The 26058-nt window shown below is 43.0% G+C and carries 18 protein-coding genes and 1 other annotated feature; of the genes, 17 read left to right on the forward strand and 1 reads right to left on the reverse strand.

The annotated features are described in order from the left end of the window. Positions 1–100: 100 nt before the first annotated feature. Positions 101–3709 carry a M14 family metallopeptidase gene (locus MHB56_RS24100; protein ID WP_341144088.1) on the forward strand — a complete coding sequence of 1203 codons (3609 nt, stop codon included), beginning with the start codon at positions 101–103 and terminating at the stop codon, positions 3707–3709. A 69-nt stretch (positions 3710–3778) separates the two neighbouring features. Here MHB56_RS24100 and MHB56_RS24105 read toward each other — a convergent pair whose 3' ends face one another. Next, positions 3779–5656 carry an LTA synthase family protein gene (locus MHB56_RS24105; protein ID WP_076220704.1) on the reverse strand — a complete coding sequence of 626 codons (1878 nt, stop codon included), beginning with the start codon at positions 5654–5656 and terminating at the stop codon, positions 3779–3781. 304 nt (positions 5657–5960) lie between these two features. Between MHB56_RS24105 and MHB56_RS24110 the strand changes: the two genes are divergently transcribed. The 16 genes from MHB56_RS24110 to MHB56_RS24185 all read left to right on the forward strand — a co-directional run bounded on the left by MHB56_RS24110 (position 5961) and on the right by MHB56_RS24185 (position 25955). Then, positions 5961–6962 (forward strand): DUF4830 domain-containing protein, encoded by a 1002-nt coding sequence (locus MHB56_RS24110; protein ID WP_339172863.1) that lies wholly within the window; start codon positions 5961–5963, stop codon positions 6960–6962. Positions 6963–7004: 42 nt separating this feature from the next. Then, complete coding sequence (locus MHB56_RS24115) at positions 7005–8495, forward strand: stalk domain-containing protein (RefSeq protein WP_076125015.1); 1491 nt, start codon at positions 7005–7007, stop codon at positions 8493–8495. 659 nt (positions 8496–9154) lie between these two features. Further along, the gene (locus MHB56_RS24120) at positions 9155–10354 is read left to right on the forward strand and encodes a saccharopine dehydrogenase family protein (protein WP_036679313.1); all 1200 of its coding nucleotides are present in this window, start codon (positions 9155–9157) and stop codon (positions 10352–10354) included. Positions 10355–10364: 10 nt separating this feature from the next. After that, positions 10365–11501, forward strand: coding sequence for a carboxynorspermidine decarboxylase (gene nspC, locus MHB56_RS24125; protein WP_076125019.1), 1137 nt, complete (start codon positions 10365–10367; stop codon positions 11499–11501). Positions 11502–12000: 499 nt separating this feature from the next. Continuing rightward, positions 12001–12624, forward strand: coding sequence for a deoxynucleoside kinase (locus MHB56_RS24130; protein WP_076304418.1), 624 nt, complete (start codon positions 12001–12003; stop codon positions 12622–12624). Next, complete coding sequence (locus tag MHB56_RS24135) at positions 12621–13274, forward strand: deoxynucleoside kinase (RefSeq protein ID WP_076125023.1); 654 nt, start codon at positions 12621–12623, stop codon at positions 13272–13274. The genes MHB56_RS24130 and MHB56_RS24135 overlap by 4 nt, the downstream gene beginning before the upstream one ends. A gap of 291 nt (positions 13275–13565) precedes the next feature. Continuing rightward, positions 13566–14777, forward strand: coding sequence for a collagen-like protein (locus MHB56_RS24140; RefSeq protein WP_445667751.1), 1212 nt, complete (start codon positions 13566–13568; stop codon positions 14775–14777). A gap of 259 nt (positions 14778–15036) precedes the next feature. Beyond that, positions 15037–16218, forward strand: a complete 1182-nt coding sequence (locus MHB56_RS24145) for a MalY/PatB family protein (RefSeq protein WP_076278615.1) — start codon at positions 15037–15039, stop codon at positions 16216–16218. 117 nt (positions 16219–16335) lie between these two features. Further along, complete coding sequence (locus MHB56_RS24150) at positions 16336–16626, forward strand: hypothetical protein (RefSeq protein WP_036679330.1); 291 nt, start codon at positions 16336–16338, stop codon at positions 16624–16626. A gap of 63 nt (positions 16627–16689) precedes the next feature. After that, on the forward strand, positions 16690–17640 hold the full coding sequence (locus tag MHB56_RS24155; RefSeq protein ID WP_341144090.1) for a nucleoside hydrolase: 951 nt from the start codon (positions 16690–16692) through the stop codon (positions 17638–17640). A gap of 156 nt (positions 17641–17796) precedes the next feature. Next, positions 17797–19050 (forward strand): stalk domain-containing protein, encoded by a 1254-nt coding sequence (locus MHB56_RS24160; protein WP_445667752.1) that lies wholly within the window; start codon positions 17797–17799, stop codon positions 19048–19050. A 62-nt stretch (positions 19051–19112) separates the two neighbouring features. Further along, positions 19113–19344, forward strand: a binding site (T-box leader). Positions 19345–19408: 64 nt separating this feature from the next. After that, on the forward strand, positions 19409–20215 hold the full coding sequence (locus MHB56_RS24165; RefSeq protein ID WP_341144091.1) for a class I SAM-dependent methyltransferase: 807 nt from the start codon (positions 19409–19411) through the stop codon (positions 20213–20215). A gap of 45 nt (positions 20216–20260) precedes the next feature. Continuing rightward, positions 20261–21202 (forward strand): AraC family transcriptional regulator, encoded by a 942-nt coding sequence (locus MHB56_RS24170; RefSeq protein ID WP_341144092.1) that lies wholly within the window; start codon positions 20261–20263, stop codon positions 21200–21202. Between the two features lie 402 nt (positions 21203–21604). After that, positions 21605–22558 carry a radical SAM protein gene (locus MHB56_RS24175; protein WP_038569765.1) on the forward strand — a complete coding sequence of 318 codons (954 nt, stop codon included), beginning with the start codon at positions 21605–21607 and terminating at the stop codon, positions 22556–22558. 120 nt (positions 22559–22678) lie between these two features. Continuing rightward, positions 22679–23725 carry a bile acid:sodium symporter family protein gene (locus MHB56_RS24180; RefSeq protein ID WP_076125035.1) on the forward strand — a complete coding sequence of 349 codons (1047 nt, stop codon included), beginning with the start codon at positions 22679–22681 and terminating at the stop codon, positions 23723–23725. Positions 23726–23921: 196 nt separating this feature from the next. Then, a complete protein-coding gene (locus tag MHB56_RS24185; protein ID WP_076301241.1) occupies positions 23922–25955 on the forward strand; it encodes a methyl-accepting chemotaxis protein in 2034 nt (677 codons plus the stop codon). The last annotated feature ends 103 nt before the right edge of the window (positions 25956–26058 follow it).

The raw sequence follows: 26058 nt of genomic DNA on the forward strand, positions 1-26058 counted from the left end.
AAATTAATAGAATACTATATTATGTTATGAATACAGATTCATATAAGTGTATATTCATTCAATTTGGGGTGAAAGTAGACAAAATTATAGGAGGTAAAAAATGTCCAAGAGAATACTATCTTTATTACTAGCTTTTACACTTATGATGTCGGGTCTGCTTCCAGCTGCATATGCAGGTGAAGTTGCAACCGAAATTAACCCGCAGGCGGTTGTTGCTCCGGTTTCTACGGAGAACACAGCTGATCCAGCGGTGCTTTCTTCAGAACAAACTACGGTAGCGACTGCTGTCTATGAACAAATAGCGGCGACAGTTTCCACAGAAGTATACAAAGCTTCTATGACGGAAGCTAGAACATTAGAATTGACTTTAGATCTTCCTGATGGGGCATCGCCTCAAGATATCATCTGGAATTTTGGCAGAACGGCGGAAGAGATGAAGCCGCTGGCAGAGTGGAAGAAATGGAATAAAGATGCGAAAGATTATTCAGGTAATCCTTTCGTAACAGTGACCTATGAGCCGATCTCAGGTTCAAAAGTAAAAGCTTTAATTCATTTTGATTTGCTGTACGGAGAGAATCTCTCACTAACGGGTATACGTGCAGAGTACGTTAAACGAGTGGGAATTTATAATCTAATCGGGACATTACCTGCTGGAGATGTGCTGGTAGAGCAGCAAGTCAAACTAAATCCATATGAAACCTATCATACATATGATGAGATTAAACCGGCGATCGATAGGATTACTGCTGAAAGCAATAATAAATATGATCGATATGTAGAGTATCAGCAAATTGGGACCTCAACTCAAGGTCGTGCCATTCATTTCTCTATTGTTGCTAAGGATAAGTCCTCAGTAGATCAATATTTGAACGAGACCTTACCGCTTATGATGAATGATCCTGAAGCCCTGCAAAAGAAAATTAACGACGGGGAACTGCAGGATTATAAGGTACCTATCTGGTTGAATAACATTCATGCCGATGAAGCCAATGGTGTTGATGTAATCATTAAGTTTTTGGATACGCTGATGACACAGCAAATTGTCACCTATGATACCACTGATGAGAATGGAAATCCGAAAAAGGTAGTTCTGAACATCGACGAAGCGCTTGACCATGTGATTTTCCTGCTTGATTATGTAGAGAATCCTGACGGTCGCGCGTTAAACACGCGTCAAACTTCAACACTGCTTGATCCAAATCGGGACAACTCTTACCAGACCCAGCCTGAGACACAAGCGGTAACTGCACAAATTGCTAAGTGGACGCCGCTTACCTTTTTGGACATGCATGGATTTGTAAGTGGCTTCTTGATTGAGCCTTGCACACCACCTCATGATCCTAACATTGAATATGATCTTGTAATGCCAAGTATGCTTGAGCAAGCAAATGCCATGGGGAAGGCGGGAATTGCTAATACTAAATATGATTCCTACCATATCCCTTATGAAGAATACGAAAAAACACAACAGGATCCGAACTATAAAGGAACGAATGCAACAGGTTGGGATGATGCTTCACCAGCCTACACAGCTGTATATGCCATGCATCAAGGAGCACTTGGGCATACGATTGAAGTGCCTGAATTGAATGAAGATTCACTGGATGCCTTTTATTATGCGGCTTTGGGGGCAACCGATTATGTGATCAACAACAAGCAGGAACTGTTCCTGAATCAATTGGAAATCTTCAAACGGGGTATCCAAAATGAGAATACTAATGCTGCTGTTAAAGATTATCTAATCAATGCACAGAATGAGTCCATTGGACGTCCAGGGGTAGATGAGAATACGAATTTCTTCCCTGAGTATTACATTCTTCCGGTTGCAAAAGATTTGCAAAAAAATGATCTGGAAACCTACAAAATGGTTCAGTACCTACTGCGTAACAATGTGAAAGTAGAACGGACAACAGCCAGTGTAACTGTAGATTCTGTAGTCTATCCGGCTGGAACCTATGTGGTGAATATGCATCAAGCCAAAAGAGGTTATGCGAATCTTGTCTTGTATGATGGACTAGATGTCTCGGATTTTAATGAGATGTATTCAGATACGGTACAGAATTTCTCGGCTATGCGTGGTTTTGACCGATATATTAGCCGTTCTGTTGGAGCATTCACTGGGAAAACAGAACAGGTTAGCAGTGTAACGATCCCTAGTACGAATCTGGATCAATCTCCGTTCGAGCAAAATTATGTGATTAAAAACAGCAACAATGATGCGATAAAAGCTGTGAATGAGCTGCTAGCCAACCATAAGGCAGTGACACTGCTGGAGAATGGGGGGACGGGTTACGAGAAGGGAAGTTTCCTTGTTTCCAGATCCAACCTTAGAACGGTATCGTCTAAATATCTGCTGGATATTGTGCCGTTTAGTGCTTCAGAGAACAGAACGGGTAAATTGCTTAAGGCTCCTGAGGTAGCTATTGCAGGAGCGACTGCATTTATGCTGAAGGATCTTGGATTTAACGTAACTACGGATACAGTGGCAGCAGATGTTCTAATCAATTCGGGAACGAATCTGATTGCTACAGGTAAACCATTTATCGGTTATGGAAGAACGATGCTGAAAACTGTTAAAGGGCTTAAGGTCCTCCCTGGACTGGACTATTCAACTCCGGTCAATAAGGAGGGCAAAGAAGATGCTCATGAGGGATTGTTTAAGGCTGAGGTCTCTCAGGACAATGTAATTACAGCGCCTTATGCCGATAGCGAATACCTCTACACGGTTTCCGCGGCTTATATTACAAAAGTGCCTGAAGGCGCAGAGATCTTGGCGAAATACGGATCAGGCGCTGACTTTTTCAAAGCAGGCTGGTGGCCGAATAACGAGGCTGCACAAGACCAAGTATTGGCGCTTACTTACAATACAGACAACATTCATGTGACGTTATTTGCGAATGATCTGATGAATAAATATCATCCGCAAAATCAATTCAGATTGCTTGCCAATTCAATCTATGCTGCCGCTCCAGCGGCGACTGAAGAGGATGGTATGGATAACGGGGTGAATGAACAAGAGCCAACAATACCTTCGACACCGTGGCAGCCATCTGTAACATCAACACCTGCACCGACCGTGCAGCCGTCTGCAACACCAACGCCAGCTCCAGCTCCAACTCCAACTGTGCAGCCGTCTGCGACACCAGCCCCAATAGGTTCTAACTTCACGGATCTAGGTAAGGTGGCGTGGGCAGCATCGGCGATTAAAGAGCTGGCGGCAAAAGGGATTCTGCAAGGGGTGAGCGATAATACCTTTGCTCCGCTTAAAGAGGTGACGCGTGCCGAGTTTATTACCATGATCGTGCGAGCTTTTGATCTGCTTGATGTGAAATCATCCGCTGCCTTCAGTGACGTGAAAGCTACTGACTGGTCTTACGGATACATTGCATCCGGGGTCAAGAACGGATTGATTAACGGTGTAGGCAATGGAAAGTTTGATCCTAACCGTGCGATTACACGCGAGGAAATGGCAATCATTGTATCCAATGCACTTAAGAAATTTAAAGGCAAGTCGGTAAGTGATACAAATGCCGCTTTGGCTAACTTTAAAGATCAGGCTACAATCGCTGCTTACGGTAAAGAAGCGGTGGCATTACTAACTCAGGAAGGTATTGTGCAAGGTCTGACTGCGGATACCTTCGGTCCTAAAAACATTGCCAACCGTGCTCAAGCAGCAGTGATTATCGATAGGATGTTGAAGCTTAATTAAGTTTTAGATTCTTATAAAAAATGCAAAAATGCCCCTCAGCTATTTGGCTGAGGGGCATTCTTTTTATAGTTACTTTGCATCATCCGTAGAGGGTAAATCCGGCAGTTGTTGAATGTAGCTGTTTGACATATTTAGAAGCCGCTGAACGGCGTCAAATTGTTCTTTTGTCGAACCGCCCTCTGTTTCTGAGCCATCGATTAGATTAAAGTTGTCTCCATCGTCGTAATCGACACCAGTTAAATACATGCTTGTGTCATTAATGAAAGAGCCGGTAGGCAAAAAGTGTCTGACAGGCAGCATGTTGGTCTGTTGGTTCATCAGGTCTTCTCCGAAGTGGAGCTGGTCTTTCATTGAAATCCCTAACAGGTTAGCTACAGTTGGCATAATGTCGATTTGGCCGCCAGTTTGGCTGTACACGGCAGGTTCACCTACACCAGGGGCATGAACGATGAAAGGAACATTGAACATATCGGTATAACCATATTCGTGGCCGACCATTTCTTCCATTAACGATTTCTCGTTGCCATCAAGGGAATATAGCGATACACCCTGATGGTCACCGTAAAAGACAATGACGCTATCATCCCATAGACCACTGGACTTTAATTGATCCAGGAATTGTCCCATTGCATAATCTGCGTAATTTTGAGCTAGAATATAGTTGCCAACTAGGGTGCCTTCATACCGTTTAGGCAGTGTCATTTTATTTTTTAACTCTGGCATTTTATAAGGGTGATGAGCACTCATAGAAATGACCATCGCGTAAAAAGGATCATCTTTAGCATCCATTTTGACTAATTCAGGAACAGTCTTGGCATAGAGTACCTCATCTGAAGCACCGAATGCGATATGATCGTCATCCCCATAGAACGCTTGATCATAATACTTATCAAAGTCTAGTACTTTGTATAGGGTTTTGCGGTTCCAGAATTCTACGCTATTGGTGTGAAAGGTTGCTGTGTTATATCCATTAGCTTTCATCAACTTAGGCAGGCTCGGAAGCGCCTTATCCATATAATTGGATGAAGTGGCTACCTCGTGGTGGGGAACGTACAACGAAGTATTCACTACAAATTCAGCATCCGAAGTTGTTCCTTGCCCGGCATTAGTATAGAAGTTATTGAAATAATGTTCGCTTTTCAAAAGCTTATTTAGATTGGGTGTTACTTCCTGCCCGTCAATGCTCAGGCCCAGCAAAAAGTTCTGAAAAGATTCCATTTGTACCACGATTAGATTCTTACCTTGAGCTGCCGCCCAGTACTTCGGTGAGACAGGCTCTGTAATCCCTTTGGTCTCGTTAATGGATGGTTGCGTGATTTCTTTGCTGTCGATTATTTCTTCTGTTTCCCTTGTATCGGCAAAAATAGTATAGACCTCGTAATTAAGAATCCCCATACTCTCCGCTTTTTTGTTCTCGTTCATACTGGCATGATTTGGCCAAACATTAAAGACACAGACCGCCAAAGAAACACTGATGATTCCAAACAAAGCAGTCCGGTTCATGCGGCGGTTCATACCTCTTTCTTTCCAGATCGCAATATATTTCGGACGGAACATAAAAAACATGAAAACTACAATATCCACAAAAATGAACAAGTAGTAAGGGTCCAGCAATGAGTATGTGCTTTCTCCCACCTTAGTTACTTTATCTGCTTGTTCCAAGGCATGATAAGTAGCAATTACACCGTAATATTTGTAATACATTAGCACGGCAAAATATATGACTGAAATCAATAGGTTGGCTATCATGTAATACAGAAACTTTCGTTTGGAAGCCATCCATTCTATGAGTCCAAATACGATAAAGAAAAATGGGATCTCTGTCAGCAGCATGCTCCAGTTAGGACCGTCGCTAAAAACTACGAACCAGGCCACTGCGCATTTTAGCAGCAGGACGAAGCTAAAGACTAGGAAGGGTTTATTTTTTATATCAAAATCTTTTTTCACTCGTTATCATCCTCTCTGATGCAATTACACCAAGGTCCTGCATATACCTGTATTTCATGGAAATCCGTTGCAATATGCCGAAGCTTATTATGCTCTCGAAGTTAACAAGTGTCAAAAGGTGGACGAGAGCCCTAGAGCGAAGCAACAGGCGATTTATGCCGCATAAGCAGGTAAAATCAACGCCAATCCCAAACTACAGGGTCCTATGCGTATAAAATGATTTTAATAATTTCCAGTATCCCGCAACTTTGTATAATATTCCTCAGTCTAAATATAGAGGAGTGATTAGAGAGGCGGGAATCAGATGACTAAGCGGCAGTTTGTAACGATGGTAACGATTTGTTTTTTTGTACTCTTAAACTCTGGATGTAATCAAGGGGAGAACTCCATAGGTGTGGAACCTACTGCCTCTATAGCTTCAACGTCTGTACCACAGGTAACGCCAACATCTGCTCAAGTAACTATGATTCCCGAAGACTTTTTGCAAACACTGGATTATAAAGTTCAGAGCCATCCGGAGGCATTTGCAGTTGAGGTACCGCAGAACTGGGAGGTTAAGCTGGGGGAGTATCCAGTGGGACTTTACTGGCAATTAGCGAATGAGTTCTCTAAAGATGCAGGATTGGATTTGACACTGCTGAAGGGGACCACGGTAGAGGTGCAGCGGTATTCCTTAGTCGATGGTTTACCTGGTTCTGGCGAACAAAAAGAATTTTCTTATCCCTCCAACCTCGTTTTGCTTGTGCAATCAGGGAATACCGTTGGTGCGTGGCTGGAATTTAATATTCAAAGTATCGGCCCGTCTATTAAGAAGCGTAGCTTGACTGACATTACAGGACTTACATTTGAGGAGTGGACGGAGAGAGAAGGTTTGTTTGCTGAGGAAGGAGAGAATAGTGACTTAGCCTCATTAGACCATTTCGAGCTGCTGGATGCTTTTTTTCAGGCTATTCAGGATGGTAATCATACCCGTGCCCGCGCATGTTTGAATCCTAATGCCTTACTCACTGCATTGACGGTTAACCGTCAAGCGCATCAACTCTATAACCCGGGTTTTGGTGGTGAAAATGCTCTCAGTGAAAGTATTGTTGAGGCTAAGCCTACCTCTTATAAAGTGATGGATTATGATACTGGCTCAGAAATTAAAGACATCGGTGACCGCACAACGTTAAATATTGTGGTCGATCTGTATATGAAATCACTAAATCCCGTCTTCAATACCCCAGATGGCCGGGAGACTCGCTTCGCAGTGTTGACCAAACACGCTAACGGCTGGAAGATTGGAGGTTTTGGAACGGGACCGTGAGTTGTTGCGTTATCTATTTTTTAATAAAAGGAGTGATCTCAAGTGTTTAAACAAAGCTTGATGTCAAAAGTGCAGGTAAGTCGGATTTGTAGAGTTGTTGTCGGGACTGTTCTTTGCCTGACTATGGTCTCACCTTTAGTGGCAGCAGCAGATAATGTGAATTCACTTGAAGAAAAGAAATTATTGTCTGGCATCACCCAACTGGACGCTGGTGACAGAAGTGCGTATGCCGTCACTGCGGATGGAACAGCCTGGGCGTGGGGTGGTGGGTATGGCTCTATTGGTAATGGGGCGACCACACCAGCGTATACTCCCGTCAAAATGCATATCGATCATGTAAAGCAAATCTCAGGTGGTTATCGCCATAACTTGATGTTGAAGGACGATGGTACAGTGTGGGCGGTAGGGGGGAACGAGCATGGACAACTTGGCATTGGAACACAGTCTTCTAAGATTCTTGTAGAGCCTGTTCAAGTGCAAGGGCTAACAGATGTGAAAGCTGTTTCTGCGGGGGGCACCTTTAGCTTAGCTCTTCTTAAAGATGGAACGGTCTGGGCGTGGGGAGGCAATGAACAAGGAGAACTCGGTGACGATTCGCGGAAAAACAAGCTAACCCCGGTGCAGGTGAAGGGACTACCCACCGTCCTGTCTATAGCAGCGGGATCGAATAATTCAGTGGCTCTTGGTAACGGCGGAGAGGTATGGGTGTGGGGATCACAGCAACCACTGGGAACTCAGAAGGGCGTAATCTTGAAGCCTACGCTTATTAAAGGAAGCGGAGAATATAGAGCGGTTGATATGGATGGAGCCTATGGACTTTATGGGGCGGCATTGAGATGGGATGGCACAGTATGGATTTGGAATAATTACATAGATCCATATCTGGGAGAAGCTCTAAAGCCTGTTCAGGTTCCAGGACTTACAGACGTCATTTCGCTGACAACAGATTCCGCAGTGAAGGCGGATGGGACCGTGTGGCAGTGGACGGTTGGTGATAAGAACAAGATTAATGTTACACAGTCTAAAGGCATCCAGAATGCAGTTTCCGTTTCTAAAGGGAGCAGAAATCATTATGTACTCTTAAAAGATGGTCATGTCCTTGCCTGGGGGGCAAATGAATTTGGACAGACGGGTCTGGGGGTCAGAGAGATCGAGGTGAGTACGCCTCAGCTGGTGAAAAAATCTATTCAAGTGTTGTTGAATGGGAATGAAATGGAACTGACTATGCCGCCGTTACTAATCAATAATTCGACATATGTTCCTTTAAGAGGAGTCTTCGAGCAGATGGGAGTTAATGTTCGTTGGGATGTTCCATCGAGAGCTGTGGTTGCTGTGAAGGGATCTACAACGCTGATCTTGAATTCGGTAACTGGACAAACGACTGTTAATGGAAAGATTATCGCAACAGATCAAAAACCGGTCTTCATTAATGATAGCGTTTATGTACCCCTCAGATTGATAAGTGAAATGTTGGGGGCGCAGGTAGAATGGGATGCAGATGCTTATGCCGTTCGAATAAATTCTAATAAATAAGTTGACTATATATTAGAAGCTTTAGGCTGAACTCTCCTTCAGGGGAGCTCAGCTTTTTTGCGTGGAAGGCAGAAGATTTAGGGGGATATGCAATGACCGTAAACAAAGCGTACGCGATTTTGAAGAATGTGTGCGGGAATCTTTTCGAGGATTCTTTATACGGATGATGATGAATATTGGAAAAATGGGACAACTTATAATTATCCCAATGATCGTTCAATTATGGGCGCGAAACGGATGGGCATAGCAACAACGATTAATATTGGGACAAAAACGGGTAAGAGTATATATTACGGCCTCTTTGTATTTGCTGCAGTGCTGTTGATTGGAATGTGTGGAAACCGAACTTCTTTAGGCGGAGTTGAAAGGGTGGTGAGATTTTTCATTGATTTTAAAATAAATCGTATGAAGTATAACCCTCTTGTGATAGAATAATCTAGTTGCCCTAGTTTCTGAAAATTCACTCTGTTCCAACTAAACACCTGATCTATAAACGTGGATAATCGAGGAAATATGAGCATTTAAGAGTATTAACAAGATTTCTTAGAGATTTTACACAAAACACATCATTTTTTGTCGGTTTTTATTGATTTATTCAAAAATATTATGTATAATCAGCCTTGTTGATTTTGCAAATGGAATTTTAGGAGGTTTTTATTTTGGGAAAAGCGTTAATTATTGGCGCTGGCGGCGTAGCAAGTGTTGTTGTTCATAAATGCTGCCAGAACCCGGATGTATTTGAAGAGATCTGCATTGCTAGCAGAACTGTCGCGAAATGTGACGCTCTGAAAGATAAATTAGCCGGAGGCCGCACGAAGATTTCTACTGCTCAGCTCGATGCAGATAACACGGACGAAGTCATTGAACTGATCAAGAGCTTTGAGCCGGATGTCGTTATTAATGTCGCTCTCCCATATCAGGACCTGACGATCATGGATGCGTGCCTGGCAACAGGAGTGCACTATGTGGATACTGCCAATTATGAACCACAAGATACAGCGAAATTCGAATATTCCTGGCAGTGGGCTTACAAAGAAAGATTTGAGAAAGCTGGCCTTACCGCTTTGCTCGGCAGTGGATTTGACCCAGGAGTAACTGGCGTATTCACGGCTTACGCGCAAAAGCACTATTTTGACGAGATCCATACCATTGATATTGTTGACGCCAACGCTGGCGATCATGGATATCCATTCGCTACAAACTTTAATCCTGAAATCAATATTCGTGAAATTACAGCTAATGGCCGTTATTTCGAGAATGGCGAGTGGATTGAAACTGCACCACTTTCTGAGAAGAAAGTTTACGATCTTCCGGAAATTGGACCTAAAGATATTTATCTTTTGTACCATGAAGAGCTGGAATCCTTGGCTGTTAACATCAAGGGCGTGAAAAAGATCCGTTTCTGGATGACTTTCTCACAGAACTACCTGACTCACTTGAAAGTGCTTGAGAATGTGGGTATGACTTCTATCGAGCCTATCATGTACGAAGGTAAAGAGATCGTTCCTTTGCAATTCTTGAAGGCAATGCTGCCTGACCCAGCTTCCCTGGGACCAAGAACAAAAGGTAAAACTAACATTGGATGTATCATCCAAGGTACTAAAGACGGTAAGCCAAAAACTTATTATGTATACAACGTTTGCGATCATGAAGAATGTTATGCAGAGGTTGGCTCCCAAGCCATTTCCTATACTACAGGCGTTCCTGCAATGATCGGAGCAATGTTAATTATAAAAGGAATCTGGAAGAAACCAGGCGTGTACAACGTAGAAGAGTTCGATCCAGATCCATTCATGGAAGCTTTGAATAAACATGGTCTGCCTTGGCAAGAAGATTTCTCGCCAACGCTGCTAGACTAAGGCGCGATTGATGGATATTGATATCAGCGTTGTCCCGTCACCATGTTACCTTGTAGATGAAAGATTGCTTACCCGCAATCTTGAGATTATGAATTCTGTACAAGAACGTACAGGAGCTAAGATTTTGCTCGCGCAAAAAGGCTTCTCTATGCACTCCTTGTATCCGCTAGTTGGCAAGTACTTGCATGGCGTAACTTCCAGCTCCTTATTCGAAGCCAGACTTGGCTATGAAAAAATGGGCAAAGAGGTTCATGTCTACGCACCAGCTTATGTGGACAGTGAATTCGATGAGCTTCTTGAATACTCCGATCACATTGTGTTCAATTCTTTTGACCAGTGGAATCGATTCAAGGATCGTGTGAAAAATGCACCGAAGCACATCAGCTGCGGCATTCGAGTGAATCCGGAGTATTCCGAGATCGAAGTTCCGCTGTATGATCCATGCTACAATTATTCCAGAATGGGAGTAACTCTCCCTAACTTTAGACCTGAAGAGCTTGAGGGGATTGATGGATTACACTTCCATACCATGTGCGAACAAAATTCTGACACACTGGAGCGTACGCTCAAGGTAGTCGAAGAGAAGTTCGGACCTTATCTCAAAGGGATGAAATGGCTTAATTTTGGTGGCGGTCATCATATTACACGTCCCGATTATGATCTGGAGACCCTTGTCCGCTGCATTTTGCATATGAAAGAGACTTACGGTGTGGAAATCTATCTGGAGCCAGGTGAGGCCGTTGCGCTTAATACTGGATATTTGGTAGCTACCGTTCTGGATGTTATGCATAACGGAATGGACATTGCGATTCTCGATACTTCGGCTGAATGCCACATGCCAGATGTACTGGCTATGCCATACCGTCCGAACATTATCGATGCTGGACAACCTGGGGAATATCCTTATACGTACAGATTAGGTGGAATGACTTGCCTAGCCGGAGATGTGATTGGAGATTATTCCTTCAAGGAGCCTTTGAAATACGGCGATAGACTCGTATTCCTAGATATGGCGCATTATTCCATGGTGAAGAACCATATGTTTAACGGCGTGAATCTGCCAGCTATCGTCAGCTACAATGACGAAGAAGGAATTAAAGTAATCAAACAGTTCGCTTTCGAAGATTTCAGCGGACGTTTATCTTAATAGAATGATCTAAAAAGGTGTCCCTTCAGGGACACCTTTTTTGCTATGGTTCCAGTCCTTTGAATGCGCGATTACATCTAGGAAAAGAGAAGTGAAGCTAAGGACCGTATAGCAGCTATTGGTATTTATTAGCTTATTTAGCTAAGGTTATGGACAGTATAGCTCTTATTGGCCGGATAGTGACTATTATTAGGGCGCATTTGGTAGAATTGCTGCAACTGAGTCCGATTGTATGCTGATACAGCCGATTTTTCGGAAATAGAGTCTCCTCGGTCCGCTTCATGCTCGTGGGGATGGGGAGAAGATAGATATCGAACCGTTTTTTCATAGGGATCCTTCTCTTGTTATTGGGTCTAGCTTACAGTTGTATACTTGTATTGCTGGAAAAGTTTCTTCATAATTAGCCGCTCACAAGTAAGGTCTCATGTGATACAATAATTTAGTCTGTTTTTAAAAATAGTTATTGAAGGGTCCGTATCTGAGGAGGAAGTCAGCATCAATGAAACATGCACCGTTTATTGCAGTGGAAGGCCCGATCGGGGCTGGAAAAACAACATTAGCTTCGATGCTTGCAGAGGAATTAAACTTACCGATTATTAAGGAGATTGTTGATGAGAATCCGTTTCTGGCTAAATTTTATCAGAACATGGATGACTGGAGCTTTCAACTGGAGATGTTTTTTCTCTGTAATCGGTACAAGCAGCTTGAAGATACAGTAACTCAATACATAGATAAAGGTAAACCGGTGATCTCGGATTATCATATTTATAAGAACCTTATCTTTGGGGAACGAACGCTGAAGGGAACGAAACGAGAAAAGTATCGACAAATCTATCATGTGCTGACGGATGACCTGCCGAAGCCAAATATTATTCTCTATATAAAAGCGGATCTCGATACCTTGTTAAAAAGAATCGCCAAACGCGGACGCCCTTTTGAAGGGGACATGGATACTGCGTATTTGCAGCAATTGATAGAAGATTATGATGATGCGATGGCCTCTCTAGCGATTCAAGAGCCGTCTACCGCTATTATTACCATAGATGGAAATGCAGTCGATTTCGTGGAGAACCCAGAACACTTCGTCGAAATTGCCTCTCACCTAAAGGAGCTAATGAAATGAATCCATATAACATCCCAGATAACGCCATAATTACCGTGGCAGGAACCGTGGGGGTAGGAAAATCCACTTTAACAGGTGCTTTGGCTAAAAGGTTGAATTTTCAAACCTCGCTGGAGCAAGTTGATCATAATCCTTATCTTGAAAAGTTTTATCATGATTTTGAGAGATGGAGTTTTCATCTACAGATCTATTTCCTAGCCGAACGTTTTAAAGAACAGAAGAAAATGTTCGAAATGGGCGGTGGTTTTGTTCAAGATCGCTCGATTTATGAAGACACTGGTATTTTTGCTAAAATGCATGCGGATCAAGGCACGATGTCCAAGACAGACTATGAAACCTATACAAGCTTGTATGAAGCTATGGTTATGACACCTTATTTCCCGCACCCTGATGTGCTGATTTATATTGAAGGCAGTCTTCCTTCTATTTTAGCGCGAATTAATGAACGTGGCCGTGAAATGGAAATACAAACGGACGTGTCCTACTGGGAACATATGCATGGCAGATATTCGAAATGGATCAATGAGTTTACAGCTTGCCCAGTGCTCCGACTGAACATTGATGATTATGACGTGAATGATTCGGCATCAATGGCGGATATTCTTACGAAGGTAGGCAACACCATTCGTAAGCCTGTTGATACAATATAATAGTTGATGATTAGCAGCTCCCGTGGTTTGGGGGTTGTTTTTTTATGTGCTCAAAAAAAGACCCAAATCTATGATTTGGGCCTAATAGGGAAGTGTCAGTTGTCCTAATCATAAAATACGAAAAGTAAATTAAAATGGTGTGGACATTGTAATGTGCTTAAGGGCCACCTCCTATTTTATTAGCCCTTTTTTATAAAAATAGGTTCCAGTCTAATAGAAACTAGTTATTGGTCCATGTCTAAAATTAATAAGATGCGTACACTGAACTATCTTTATAGGGAGGTGTACGCATTGAGTTGTCCAGACGATAAAAAGTGTCATAAGAAAAAAGTCGCCACTGTATTTCCTTCGAAAAGAAAAAGAAAAGAACATCGCCGAAAGGTTATTAAGAAGATTGTAAAAGTAACCTGTCCTCCACCAGAAGTGAATGTTACTACTCCGACAGTTGTTGGTGCTACAGGACCGCAAGGGCCGCAAGGAGCACAAGGACTCCAAGGAATACAAGGGGCCCAAGGCATTCCCGGAGCTCAAGGAGCACGAGGATTCCAAGGAGCTGAAGGACCTCAAGGACCTGCCGGCGGACCTCCGGGACCCCAAGGACCTCAAGGTGAACCCGGGCCAGCGGGAGCGATTGGTCCTCAGGGTGTAGCGGGCCCCGTTGGTCCTCAGGGTGCGCAAGGCGTGCCGGGTGCCCAAGGAGTTGTAGGTCCTCAGGGATCGCAAGGTTTACCGGGTCCTGCAGGAGCTATAGGACCACAAGGTTTTGTAGGAGCAACCGGAGCGCCGGGAGCGCCGGGAGCACCAGGAGCACCGGGAGCAACCGGAGCAACAGGAGCACCGGGAGCGCCGGGAGCGCCGGGAGCGCCGGGAGCGCCGGGAGTAGCTGGAGCACCGGGAGCAGCAGGAGCAACGGGAGCAACCGGGGCGCCGGGAGCAGCAGGAGCACCGGGGGCAGCAGGAGCAACGGGAGCAACCGGGGCGCCGGGAGCAGCAGGAGCACCGGGGGCAGCAGGAGCCGCGGGAGCAACCGGAGCACCGGGAGCAGCAGGAGCAACGGGCGCAACCGGGGCAACAGGAGGCGTATTAGGTTTTGCTGATTTTTTTGCCCTAATGCCTCCTGATAATGCAGCAACTGTAGCACCGGGCACAGACGTAAGTTTTCCTCAAAACGGACCTACTAGCGGGACAACAATTGCACGAACAGGTCCTAGTTCTTTTAATTTAGCGGCAATAGGGACTTATCAGGTGTTGTTTCAGGTTAGTGTAACCGAAGCGGGACAACTCATCTTGACTCTTAATGGCGCAGATCTCGCTTATACCGTAGTTGGACGCGCAACAGGTACATCGCAAATCGTAGAAATGGCTATAGTGCAAACAACGGTCATTAACACCATCCTGACCGTTCGCAATCCTGCTGGTAACTCTACTGCACTTACTATTACTCCTCTCGCTGGAGGAACAAGATCTGTTTCAGCACATCTCGTTATTACACAATTAGCGTAACAAGGTGTATTTCGTATAGATAAGTTGGTCACCTTAATATTGGTGATTTTACTTATGATAATTGTAAAGAGGAGGACGAACGAAGGTCCTCCTCTTTATTCAGAGTATTTACTATTAACATTCTATTGTTTTTCTATCGTCTAACGACTTGAAATTAATCATCTATTTATGTGAATTCTTTTGATTCTATCTTAAGATGCCATATCGGTTTCCTCATGATACAATAAAAGATAAGTTTATAAGGATGAGGTGACTTTAGTTGAAGTATGATTTCGATCGCGTAATTGACCGCCGTAATACTAGCTCTTACAAATGGGACCAATCCGAGAAGTTGTTTGGTGAGAAGGATATTATGCCGCTTTGGGTGGCAGACATGGATTTTGAAAGTCCTCCCGCAGTGAAGGAAGCCATTCTGCGCCGCGCAGAACAAGGAGTTTACGGTTACAGTGTACCTAGTGATACTTATAAAGAAGCCATCACGTCATGGTTTAAAAGACGGCATGATTGGCAGATCAAACCGGAGTGGATTTCAGATTCTCCCGGAATTGTAACTTCCTTAAGCCTCTCTGTTGAACTGTTTACTGAGCCTGGGGACGGGGTTATTTTACAATCGCCAGTTTATTATCCCTTTTATGATGTCATCCAGATGAATGACCGGAAGGTTGCCAAGAATCCGCTTATCGTCCGTAATGGGCGCTTTGAGATGGATTATGAGCAATTGGAAGGGTTGATGTTGGGTGGAGCGAAGCTGCTGCTGTTATGCAGTCCGCATAATCCAGGCGGTAGAGTATGGGAAAGAGAAGAGCTGTTGAAGCTCGGTGAACTGTGCTTGCGTCACGGAGTGACAGTTATCTCTGATGAGATCCATTGTGATTTGGCGCTTCCAGGTTATGAGCATATTCCTTTTGCATCCTTGTCTGAGGAAATTGCCAATATTACGTTAACCACCCTTGCCGCGACCAAAACCTTCAATCTTCCGGGGCTTCAATCCTCTTTTATCGTGTCCTCGAATCCGGAATTGAAACGTAAATTTGATCAAAAAATGAAAGCCTTGAGCTTACATATGGCTAGTTTCTTCGCGCAAGGAGCGGTACAAGCCGCTTACAATGACGGAGAAGAATGGCTGGATGAGCTGTTACAATATGTATCAGATAATGTGGATTATACGGTCAGCTATTTGGCGGAGCATTTACCACAGGTTCATGTGATGCAGCCGCAAGGAACCTACCTGCTCTGGGTGGATTGCCGCGAACTAAACTTGGAAATAGACGGTCTGAAGCAGCTGATGTACAAAGAGGCTAAAGTGGCTTTTAATGAAGGTTCTGTTTTTGGAACAGAAGGCAAAGGCCATCTACGAATTAATCTGGCTTGTCCGAGATCCACATTAGTTGAGGCATTGGAACGCTTTTGCAAGGCAGCCGCAGCTTATACAACGAAATAAACGGTGATTACTGAAGCTTGATGATTCCGCTAATGGGATCGTTAAGCTTCTTTATTTTGCAATAGGGTAAAAAGAATAATAAAATGGAGTCCATTACGACAAGCAGGAGGACTGCAAATGAAATGGGTAGCTCAGCTTCCGTATTATAAGATACAACGAGAAATTAGGGATGGAGAACAACGAAGTGTTGCTTCCAATCGGCTAATGTATCTGTATCAAGATAGAATTGTAACACGTCATCGGGAATTCCCGCTAAAAGATATTTTCGATATGTCTTATCGCTCAATGGGGGATATGGGCGGCATGTTCTATCTCCACACGAGTAAGGGCGTGTATGCTTATTTGATAGAGTGCGATCCTGAGCGGTTTATTGAAGCCTTTAAAGAACAGGAATTGAATAAAAATTGAGCGACCCTCGTTGGCCGTGATATGATAGCTTTTATGAAAAAAACATAATGGGAGAGAACATAAATGAGCAAAACACGAATTATTATTGATGCAGATACAGGTATTGACGATGCACTGGCGATTCTATACGCCTTACGTGCTCCAAACGTAATTGTAGAAGGAATTACAACCGTTTTTGGAAATATTGAGGTCGAAAAGGCGGCGGACAATTCACTGCGGCTAATCGAGCTTGCTAAGCCCGGTTATGAGATTCCTGTAGCGATCGGAGCATCCAAGGCACTTGTTCGTGAGCACTCAGGCTACGCCACTCATGTGCATGGTGAGAACGGTATTGGCAATGTGGAAATTGCTCCATCCAGCCAGCGTCCCATTAACGAAACTGCATCTGAGTTTATTGTTCGGATGGCTAATGAGAATCCCGGAGAGATTGTATTAGTCACACTGGCACATCTAACCAACCTTTCAATGGCGCTTGATATGGACCCTGGTATTAAGAATACTTTGAAAAAAGTAGTGGTGATGGGCGGTACGATCTTCTGTCCCGGCAATAGAACACCGGTTGCGGAAGCGAATATTGCCGGGGATCCGGAAGCTGCTGATCATGTATTTACATCTGGGCTTCCTGTTATGATGGTGGGCCTAGACGTTACGCTTAAGACGCGGATTACACTAGAGCATATCGATTTATTAAACCGTTTTGGACGTGAAGAAAATAAAGCGATCATTTCGTTTATGGAACAATCGCTTACTCATTATTTTAATTTCTATCGTGAAGCGAACTTTTTGATCAACGGCGCACCGCTGCATGATCCACTCGCACTTATGGTTGCGCTGCAACCAGATCTAGTAACCTACAAAGAGATGAATGTTCGTGTGGAGCACAAAGGTGAGTTTACATCGGGAATGGTCGTAGCGGACTTGCGGGCTCAGCCAAAAGTGGGTAAACCCATACAAGTTGCAGTGGATGTAGATGTTGAACGAGCAGTGGGAACCTTTTTGAGCGTGTTTATGTAATTTTGCCGACCTCTTCTAATATGACAAATAATTTCGCAACTCATAGATGACAATCTATTAATTTTACAATTGGATAATCTTTGGTAAAATGGTAGAGGACATATAAGAGTTTACAAGATTAGACTGCATATCATAGAAGAGGGAGACTTAACATTCATGAATAAGCGAATCGGTAAATTAGTATTATGTATGGCTATTTCGCTAGGAGGCACCACGGCGTTATTCCAAAATACTACACAGGCAGCCACTGCTGGTGGAGTTAGTATTGTGCTGGATGGTTATCCACTACCATTTCCAGTAGAACCTGTTGTGATGAGCGGAACAACGATGGTGCCATTCCGAGCTATATCTGAAGCTTTGGGAATTAATGTCGAGTGGAATCAAGCGCAGAAGAAAATTACGGCTACCAAAACAGATACTGCAGGGACCAAAATGGTAACCCTGACCCTTGGCAGCAAAAATGCAGGTGTTAACGGCGCGGTTGTGAAGTTAGGAGTTGCTCCGCAGACGATCCGGGATACAACGATGATTCCCCTTAGCTTCTTCGGCCAGCAGTTTGGTGCGGGTGTAGCTTGGAATCAATCCACGAAGACCGTATCTATTACTTCGCCGAAGACTGAGCTGTACACTCTTGGTTTCTATGCGCTGAGTTCTTATAGTGAGATTTCCTTACTTCCTAATTTTGATGCTGTGGCCTTCGGTTGGAGTGGGATTGATAAAAGCGGGCAATTCACCACAACGGGGACTGATTTCAAATGGCCTCAGGCGGCTGGTGACGTAACACCAGAATCAATTGTCACGAATGCAGCGGCAGGTGGAACAGCTCCTTATCTGATGGTCTTCTCTGGAGACACCGCATCAGAGTTAACTAAGAACCTGGAAGATAAGCAGCTTCAAGAACAGACGATTACTGGAATCGTAGATCTTGCAACGCAAAAAGGATTCCAAGGCATTACCCTGGATCTGGAGGGCCTAGGTCTAACCGGTGATAAGGCGAAGGTGCAAGCAGATTACAATGCTTTTGTGAAAAACCTATCACAAAAAGCACATGCAGCAGGACTTAAACTTACCGTTATTCTTCATCCATTAAATAGTTCTTATAAAGGTTATGATTACAAAACTTTAGGAACACTTGCAGATGATTTGGTCATTATGGCGTACGATTATTTACAAGAGAAAAAAGTTCCAGAGCCGATGAGTTTAGTTGATGAAGGCATCCGGCTTGCGCTTCAGCAAGTGAGTAAGGATAAGCTGATTCTCGGGATCTCTGTGTATAGCGAAAACGAATCTTCAGTGAATTCGAAGGTAGGACTTGCTAAACGTTATGGCCTTAAAGGAATTGCGATCTGGCGTTTAGGTCTGATCGGACAGCCTGTCTGGAACGAGATGGGGAAGTCAGTAGAGCTGTAAGTGGAATTTGTATTGACAGGGAATAATTACTAAATATATACTAGGTCAAAATACAATACGGAATAAACGTGATGATTTGGAGTATTAAGGAATAACTACTGCCCAGAGAGCTGCCGGTTGGTGCAAGACAGCGGAGTAGGTTCCCCAACTCACCCATGAGCGGTAAGATCGAACCTCAGTAGATCTTAACGGCTAACCCTCCGTAATCGGGTTCTAAGATTCGTTGTTTATTATAAGCAATATGCAACGATCAAAAAGAGTGGTACCGCGAAGGTTAAACCTATCGCCTCTTTGGAGGCGATAGGTTTTTTCTGTTCTCTACAGTAAAAAAATACAATTAAAGGTCGGTGTTTTGGCAATGGGCAATATTATTGATTATTACTCCCAATTTGATGAGTGGGGAAGATTGGATAGGGAGCCGCTGGAGTTCATCATTAATCTGCATTATATAAAACAGTATTTAACCAACGCACAATCTATACTGGATAATGGTGCTGGGCCCGGTAAATATGCCATGGAGCTGGCGAAGCTCGGCTATAACGTAACGTTATCGGATCTTACCCCTAAGTTAGTTGAAATAGCTCAGCAGAAGGTTAATGAATTAGGATTAACTGAGCAATTTAAAGGTTTTCATGTGCTGAATGCAACTAGTTTAGAGGGAATATCAGACGAGAGCTTTGATGCTTCTCTGATGTTAGGCCCTTTATATCATTTGCAAGAAGAAGAGGATCAGATTTTAGCAGTTAAGGAATTGTTTCGTGTGACAAAGAAGAATGGCATCGTATTTGTAGCCTTTCAAAGTCGGATGAGAATGACTCTTACATCCTTACAGTTCCCACAACATTGGAAGCCTAATGACAACATGGATTCAATACAAGAATTTTATGATAGCGGGATTTTTAATCATAAAGATGATGGTAGGTTTACGGGAGCTTATTACTTCAATATTGAGGACATAAAATCTTTCATGGAGGAGAATGGATTTCAAACCATTGATTTAATTGGTTCTTCTAGCCTCGGAGCATTACTGACAAATGAGCAGAAACAATACTGGACTGACCGGGGTGAACATGAGGAGCTCTTAGAATTTCTCATTAATGCAGCAAAGGATCCATCCATTTTGGGGATTTCATCTCATCTGTTGTATATAGGGCGAAGAAAATAAATAAGAAAAAAATCATTTAATCATCACGGGATTGAGGTAGGTCTAGTGAACAATGATTACAGGGTGCGTATTCAGACGGTTCTTCATTTTATTGAGGACAACTTAGATCAAGAAATAAATCTAGAAACGCTAGCTGAAGTTTCTAATTTTTCTAAGTATCATTTTTCTAGAGTTTTTTCTGCAATTACAAATAAAACACCAATGACCTATCTGACGGAAAGACGCCTACATCACGCGGTAACCTATCTTGAGACAACAAATAGAACGATGCTGGATATCTCAACTCTATGCGGTTTTAATTCCATCTCAAGTTTTAATTCATCCTTTAAAAAACTGTTTAAGACAACCCCAAGCGAGATGAGAAGGTCAAGGCAAGAACATAGCAATTATCAGTTAATGTCCAGCAATAATCAGGAAGAATTGTCTCCTTCTAAAAATTATGATGTGAGTATCAACATAAATAATTTTTTAAGGAGAGTATGGGAAATGAACATTGAGGTAAAAGAACTTCCAAGTTATCAAGTGGCATACGTAAGGCATGTTGGCAGCTATCTTGAAACGTATAAGGCATGGGGAACACTCAGCAAGTGGGTTGAGAAAAATGATTTACCTTCAACAGAATACTTCATTGGTATTTCTTTAGATGATCCCAGCGTGACTGACGAATACTCTTGTAGATATGATGCCTGCATAACCATTTCAGAAGAGTTTGTTAAAGAGGGTGATTCGGGCGTAGAGTTCAAAACTTTATCTGGTGGTCTTTATGCCTTATATTCGTTTTATGATACGATCGACAAATTGGCTATTGCCTATCAAAGTGTGTACGGTCAATGGCTACCTAACAGTGATTATGAACCGGATGATCGGTATGCGCTCGAATTTTGTATGAATGATCCATATACAGACCCTGAAGGTAAAGCAAAAGTTGATCTTTATATCCCTATAAAAAGTGTCGGTGGACATCACCAGTTTGAAGATAACCTGTAATATACATGCCTGAATGCGTATCGGTTTATCCATCACTCCACGAGGCTTTCGGACTCGGATGACGTTATTTGTATGTTATCAGCTATCAAAACATGATTTCGGACTCCGCTGACGCTATTCATTGGCAAAAGGCTCATATTGGGCGTTTTTCCGGTCAATAGGTGCACTGGAGTCCGTTGGCATTCTTAAAATAGGATAATTTTAGGTTTAGGGTCAGCTGAGTCCGTTACAGGTTACTATGCGTATCTGAAAGTGATTACGCATGCGCTTCCGACTAATTCGTTAATCAAACCGTACACTCGAATGTTATAAAACTCACATTAACCTAAGCCATAAACCTATATAATCTCTAAGGTTGAACTTTTGAACTAAATTCATTATTTTTCAGGAGGACTTTAGAGTATGAGATATAAAGCATTAGAGCTCGACAAACCGCTTACTTATGAGCTGGAAGGGTTAGAAATAGGGGTAACTTCGAACTGTAATTTCCGCTGCGATTATTGCTGTGCATATAATAGAAATGATGGACAAAGCATCAAAGCCAAAGAGGTCATCCGCATTCTGGACGAACTTCCAGGCCTTAAAAGAGTACGCTTATCAGGTGGAGAAGTGACGCTGAAATTCGATGACTGTGTGGAAATTGTAACCTACTGCGCATCCAGAGGGATTCAGACACAGTTAAATTCCAACGGCAGTCTTTTAAATGCTGAACGAATTGGCCAATTGGTCTCCGCAGGATTAACGACTATACATATTTCCTTCAATTTTACTACTGCGGAAGCTTTCTCAAAATATTATAATATTCATCCAAGCATCTATGAAAAAATAAGAGAAAATATTACCCTATTCGCCGCAACAAGTGTGGATACCGTACTGGAGACGCTGCTGTTCAGTGAAACCCAGGATAATATGAAGGAGATCAGCGATCATGTCTACGCAATGGGCGTGCGCACACATGAAATTCAGAACAGTATTATCATGGATCATACGGGTTGGAAGTCTATAGCTGCACGGGAACAATTAAAGAATGCAGTGAGTGAGCTGATCGCACGGAAGAAAGAAGATACGATTCTGTATTTCACCTGTATGGACCGCTTTATGGACGCCCTTGGGTTCGAAGAGCAGCCGGGTGTGTATTTTCCTCACTGTATCGAGGGGAAGAAGCAGCTTCATCTGCATGGAAATGGCGACATTTTGATTTCAGAGCTTTGCCATCCGGTGATTATCGGCAACATTTATCAAGGAACTTCACTAAAAGATTTATACAATAATATGCCAGCGCCATTGGCACAGTTTTTGGATAAGCAACCCTGCCCAGCACTGGATGCATTGTTTCCACAAGGCATAGAAGTTTAACACTCTATATAGATTACTTCGAGGGACCAATTTAAGAATTGGTTCCTATTTTTTATGGTAGACTGAATAAAAAACATAGATAAGGGATGTATGAGCTTCATACATAAGGTGTACTGCCAAGTGTTTGCTAATATAAGAAATGGACTCATCAAATCTAATGTTGTTCTAGAAAAGATTATGCCGTTATTAACACCCACGGCCATCGTGGTCGGCGTACTTAACGAAAGCAGACTGCTGCCGTTCACAGGTCTCGTGCCCTGGATTTTTGCTGTAATGACGCTGATCGGTAGCTTGAAGTCCAACCTAAAGGATCTGTTGGGGGTACTCCTGAAACCTCAGAAGCTGATTATTCTAATGGTAATTTTACATATTGTAATGCCGCTGATCGGCTGGCTTGCAGCCATGGCTTTTTTTCCGGGAGATCCATATACAGTAACTGGTTATGTATTGTTGTTCGCGATTCCTACAGGTGTTGTAAGTGTGGTATGGGTGTCGATGTACGGAGGGAATATTGCGCTGACATTGGCGCTTATTCTGATTGATACGCTCTTGTCGCCCATTGTTGTCCCGGGTACCTTATATTTGCTGATGGGAGCGAGTGTTGAAATTCAGCTAGGCGATATGATGAAAGGGCTGCTATGGATGGTAGTCATTCCTTCTGTAGTTGGGATGCTGCTGAATCAATGGACAAAAGGGAAAGTAAATACGGTATGTGGACCGCCGCTTGCTCCGTTTGTTAAAGTCGGATTGTTTGTAGTTGTTTCTATTAATGGGGCCAGCATTGCCCGTTATCTGAAACATCCGGATGGCAAATTAGCGATCATAATTGGAGTGACCTTCATAACCGTTGTGCTTGGCTATGTAATCGGAGCTTTGGTGTCACGCCGCTTCCGCTTTAGTTATGAAGATTCCGTGGCTGTACAGTTTAATTCGGGTATGCGGAATTTAAGTGCGGGAGCTGTATTAGCGGTGAAATATTTTCCTCCTGCTGTCGCGCTTCCAGTAATTTCGGGGATGTTGTTCCAACAAATACTCGCTGCGATGTCTGGTCTATTTTTACGTAGTAGAACTAAACGACTGTTAAGTGAGGGTGCATTAATGCAAGCGAATACGGTCTCTCAGCTAGAACCACATAGTTCATCTAGGACAGATGACAGGCCTTGTTAAACATCTTGTGAAGGATATATGACCTAAAAGCTGTGATATTTTATTCATTTACATGAAAATTTTCGACATTTTATGATATATTTCTTATTTTTGCGCGATTTATATTCACTATTCAACTTTGCCACCCGATAGTAATTGTATTATTTACAATTTCATTGTTCGCAAATGAACAAGCAGTCGGAAGGATGAAAAGAATATGAAGATTCGCCTAAAGTTATCACTTGTTATGATAGGTGTGACCCTTTTATGTATTTCTGTAATGGGGATATTTACGTATTTGAAATCAACTCAGGCGATTGTGAATCTTACTGAGAATTCTATGAAGCAGGTCAATACGAACAAAGCTCAGACTATATCAGCCATGATAGCAAAAGAGCAGAGAAGTACAGAGCTTATTGCGAGCCGTTCGGAAATTGTTGATCTACTGCTGCAAGCTGGGAATGGTGGAGTTAACAAAGGAGATAAGCTTCAGAATGAGGTGAACGCCAGTCTACAAAGCATTGTGGAGGAAGCAGGAAACCTTGAGCACATTCTAGTCAGTGATATGAAAGGTATTAGTGTGGCTGACAGTGATACTAAGCTTATAGGGACAGATTTTAGTGAAAGAGATTATACGAAAAGAGTAATGGAGACGGCTGAGCCTGTGATCAGTGAAACGCTGAAATCAAAATCTACAGGAGCTTATGTAGTGGCTTTTGTACAGCCCGTAAAGAGTAATGGAAAGATGATTGGATTTATTGCGTCAGCTGTTTCCGCAGATAGTATGATTAAGTATTTGGCCGATACCAAAGTGGTAAACACGACGAGCTCCTACGCTTATTTACTGGATGAGAACGGCAATAAATTATATTATCCGGATAAAACACAAATTGGTCAGCCTATTGAGAATACGCAGATCGCAGCTGTTATGGAGCGTGTGAAATCTGGTGAGAAGGTAGCGGATGGCCTGCTCAATAATACATATAATGGTGTGGAAAAAAAATCAACCTATACAGTTTTACCTGAGACGCACTGGTTGCTTGTATTAACCGCAGACCTCGATGAAATCGTGAAACCTGTCACTGATATGAGAAATTTCAACTTATTTCTTGGTGTGGGAAGTTTGATTATTGCCTTGCTGATTGCTCTTTATTTTGCTAAAAAAATCTCTTCTCCGATTGTTAAACTAACGGACATGATTAATAAAACGGCAGAATTGAATTTGACGCATGACTCAGAGTATGAGTATTTGACTAAAAACAAAGATGAGACAGGGACGATCGCCAAAGCGATGTTCAGCACTCGGGCTACACTTCGTGAGATGGCTGGAAGCTTAATTACGATCTCGTCCAAAGTGCTTGAAAATGCAGAAACGCTGGAGAAGCTGTCTATAGATGTGCGGGAAAATGCCCACGATAATTCAGCGACTACGCAGCAGCTATCGGCAGGTATGGAAGAGACCGCAGCCTCCACAGAGGAAATGACAGCAGCAATTACTGAAATTGATAACAATGTATCCGGGATCACCAATAATGTGAAGGAAGGCGCTGCCGTTTCTAGACAAATTAGTGAGCGGGCGCTGACTCTCCAAGATGAGGCAACAGAATCTACGACGAATGCTAAACAAATTTATGAATCCGTGCGAATCGATATGGAAAAAGCGATTGAGCAGTCGAGCGCGATTGCAGAGATTAATGTACTGACGGATACGATTCTATCCATTGCCAGTCAGACCAATCTGCTGGCCCTGAATGCAGCTATAGAAGCGGCAAGAGCGGGTGAGGCAGGCAAAGGTTTCGCGGTTGTAGCTGGTGAGATTCGGAAGTTGGCTGAGAAGTCGTCTAAGATTGCGGCTGGAATTCAAGGTGTGGTAACAGGTGTATATTCCTCTGTTGAATCCATGAAGGAGAATTCTGAGGCATTACTTTCTTTTATTGATCAGAATGTTCTAGCAGATTATGAACGATTAACTGAGGTAAGTCAGCAATACAACAGTGATGCTGCTACTGTAAATACGCTGTTAAAACAATTCGAGAGCGCAGCCGATCATTTGAGTATGGCCATATCGAGTATTAATATTGCCGTTAATGAGGTAGCTGCTACAGTAAACGAAGGAGCTATAGGGATTCAGGATATCGCGGTGAAAACGGCGGATATCGTGGAAAAAACATTCCTGGAGGTTACTATGGCCGATGAAAATACTCAAAGTGCCAAAGAGCTTCAGGGGTTAGTAGATAAGTTTAAGATCTAAGGGTTTGAAATGAATTAAGGGAATCCTTATCTCTTTTTCATAAAATATTAAGCTTGCAGGGTTATAGTACATGTATAACCTCCCTTATATATAGACTTTACCC

Source organism: Paenibacillus sp. FSL H8-0315 (assembly GCF_038005365.1).
In the GTDB taxonomy this organism is placed as follows: domain Bacteria; phylum Bacillota; class Bacilli; order Paenibacillales; family Paenibacillaceae; genus Paenibacillus_AQ; species Paenibacillus_AQ odorifer.

What these genes read in the sequence shown, in the direction of transcription:
- MHB56_RS24100 (WP_341144088.1), top strand. Translation starts at nt 101, where the DNA reads ATGTCCAAGAGAATACTATCTTTATTACTAGCTTTTACACTTATGATG.
- MHB56_RS24110 (WP_339172863.1), top strand. Translation starts at nt 5,961, where the DNA reads ATGACTAAGCGGCAGTTTGTAACGATGGTAACGATTTGTTTTTTTGTA.
- nspC (WP_076125019.1), top strand. Translation starts at nt 10,365, where the DNA reads ATGGATATTGATATCAGCGTTGTCCCGTCACCATGTTACCTTGTAGAT.
- MHB56_RS24130 (WP_076304418.1), top strand. Translation starts at nt 12,001, where the DNA reads ATGAAACATGCACCGTTTATTGCAGTGGAAGGCCCGATCGGGGCTGGA.
- MHB56_RS24135 (WP_076125023.1), top strand. Translation starts at nt 12,621, where the DNA reads ATGAATCCATATAACATCCCAGATAACGCCATAATTACCGTGGCAGGA.
- MHB56_RS24150 (WP_036679330.1), top strand. Translation starts at nt 16,336, where the DNA reads ATGAAATGGGTAGCTCAGCTTCCGTATTATAAGATACAACGAGAAATT.
- MHB56_RS24155 (WP_341144090.1), top strand. Translation starts at nt 16,690, where the DNA reads ATGAGCAAAACACGAATTATTATTGATGCAGATACAGGTATTGACGAT.
- MHB56_RS24160 (WP_445667752.1), top strand. Translation starts at nt 17,797, where the DNA reads ATGAATAAGCGAATCGGTAAATTAGTATTATGTATGGCTATTTCGCTA.
- MHB56_RS24165 (WP_341144091.1), top strand. Translation starts at nt 19,409, where the DNA reads ATGGGCAATATTATTGATTATTACTCCCAATTTGATGAGTGGGGAAGA.
- MHB56_RS24175 (WP_038569765.1), top strand. Translation starts at nt 21,605, where the DNA reads ATGAGATATAAAGCATTAGAGCTCGACAAACCGCTTACTTATGAGCTG.
- MHB56_RS24185 (WP_076301241.1), top strand. Translation starts at nt 23,922, where the DNA reads ATGAAGATTCGCCTAAAGTTATCACTTGTTATGATAGGTGTGACCCTT.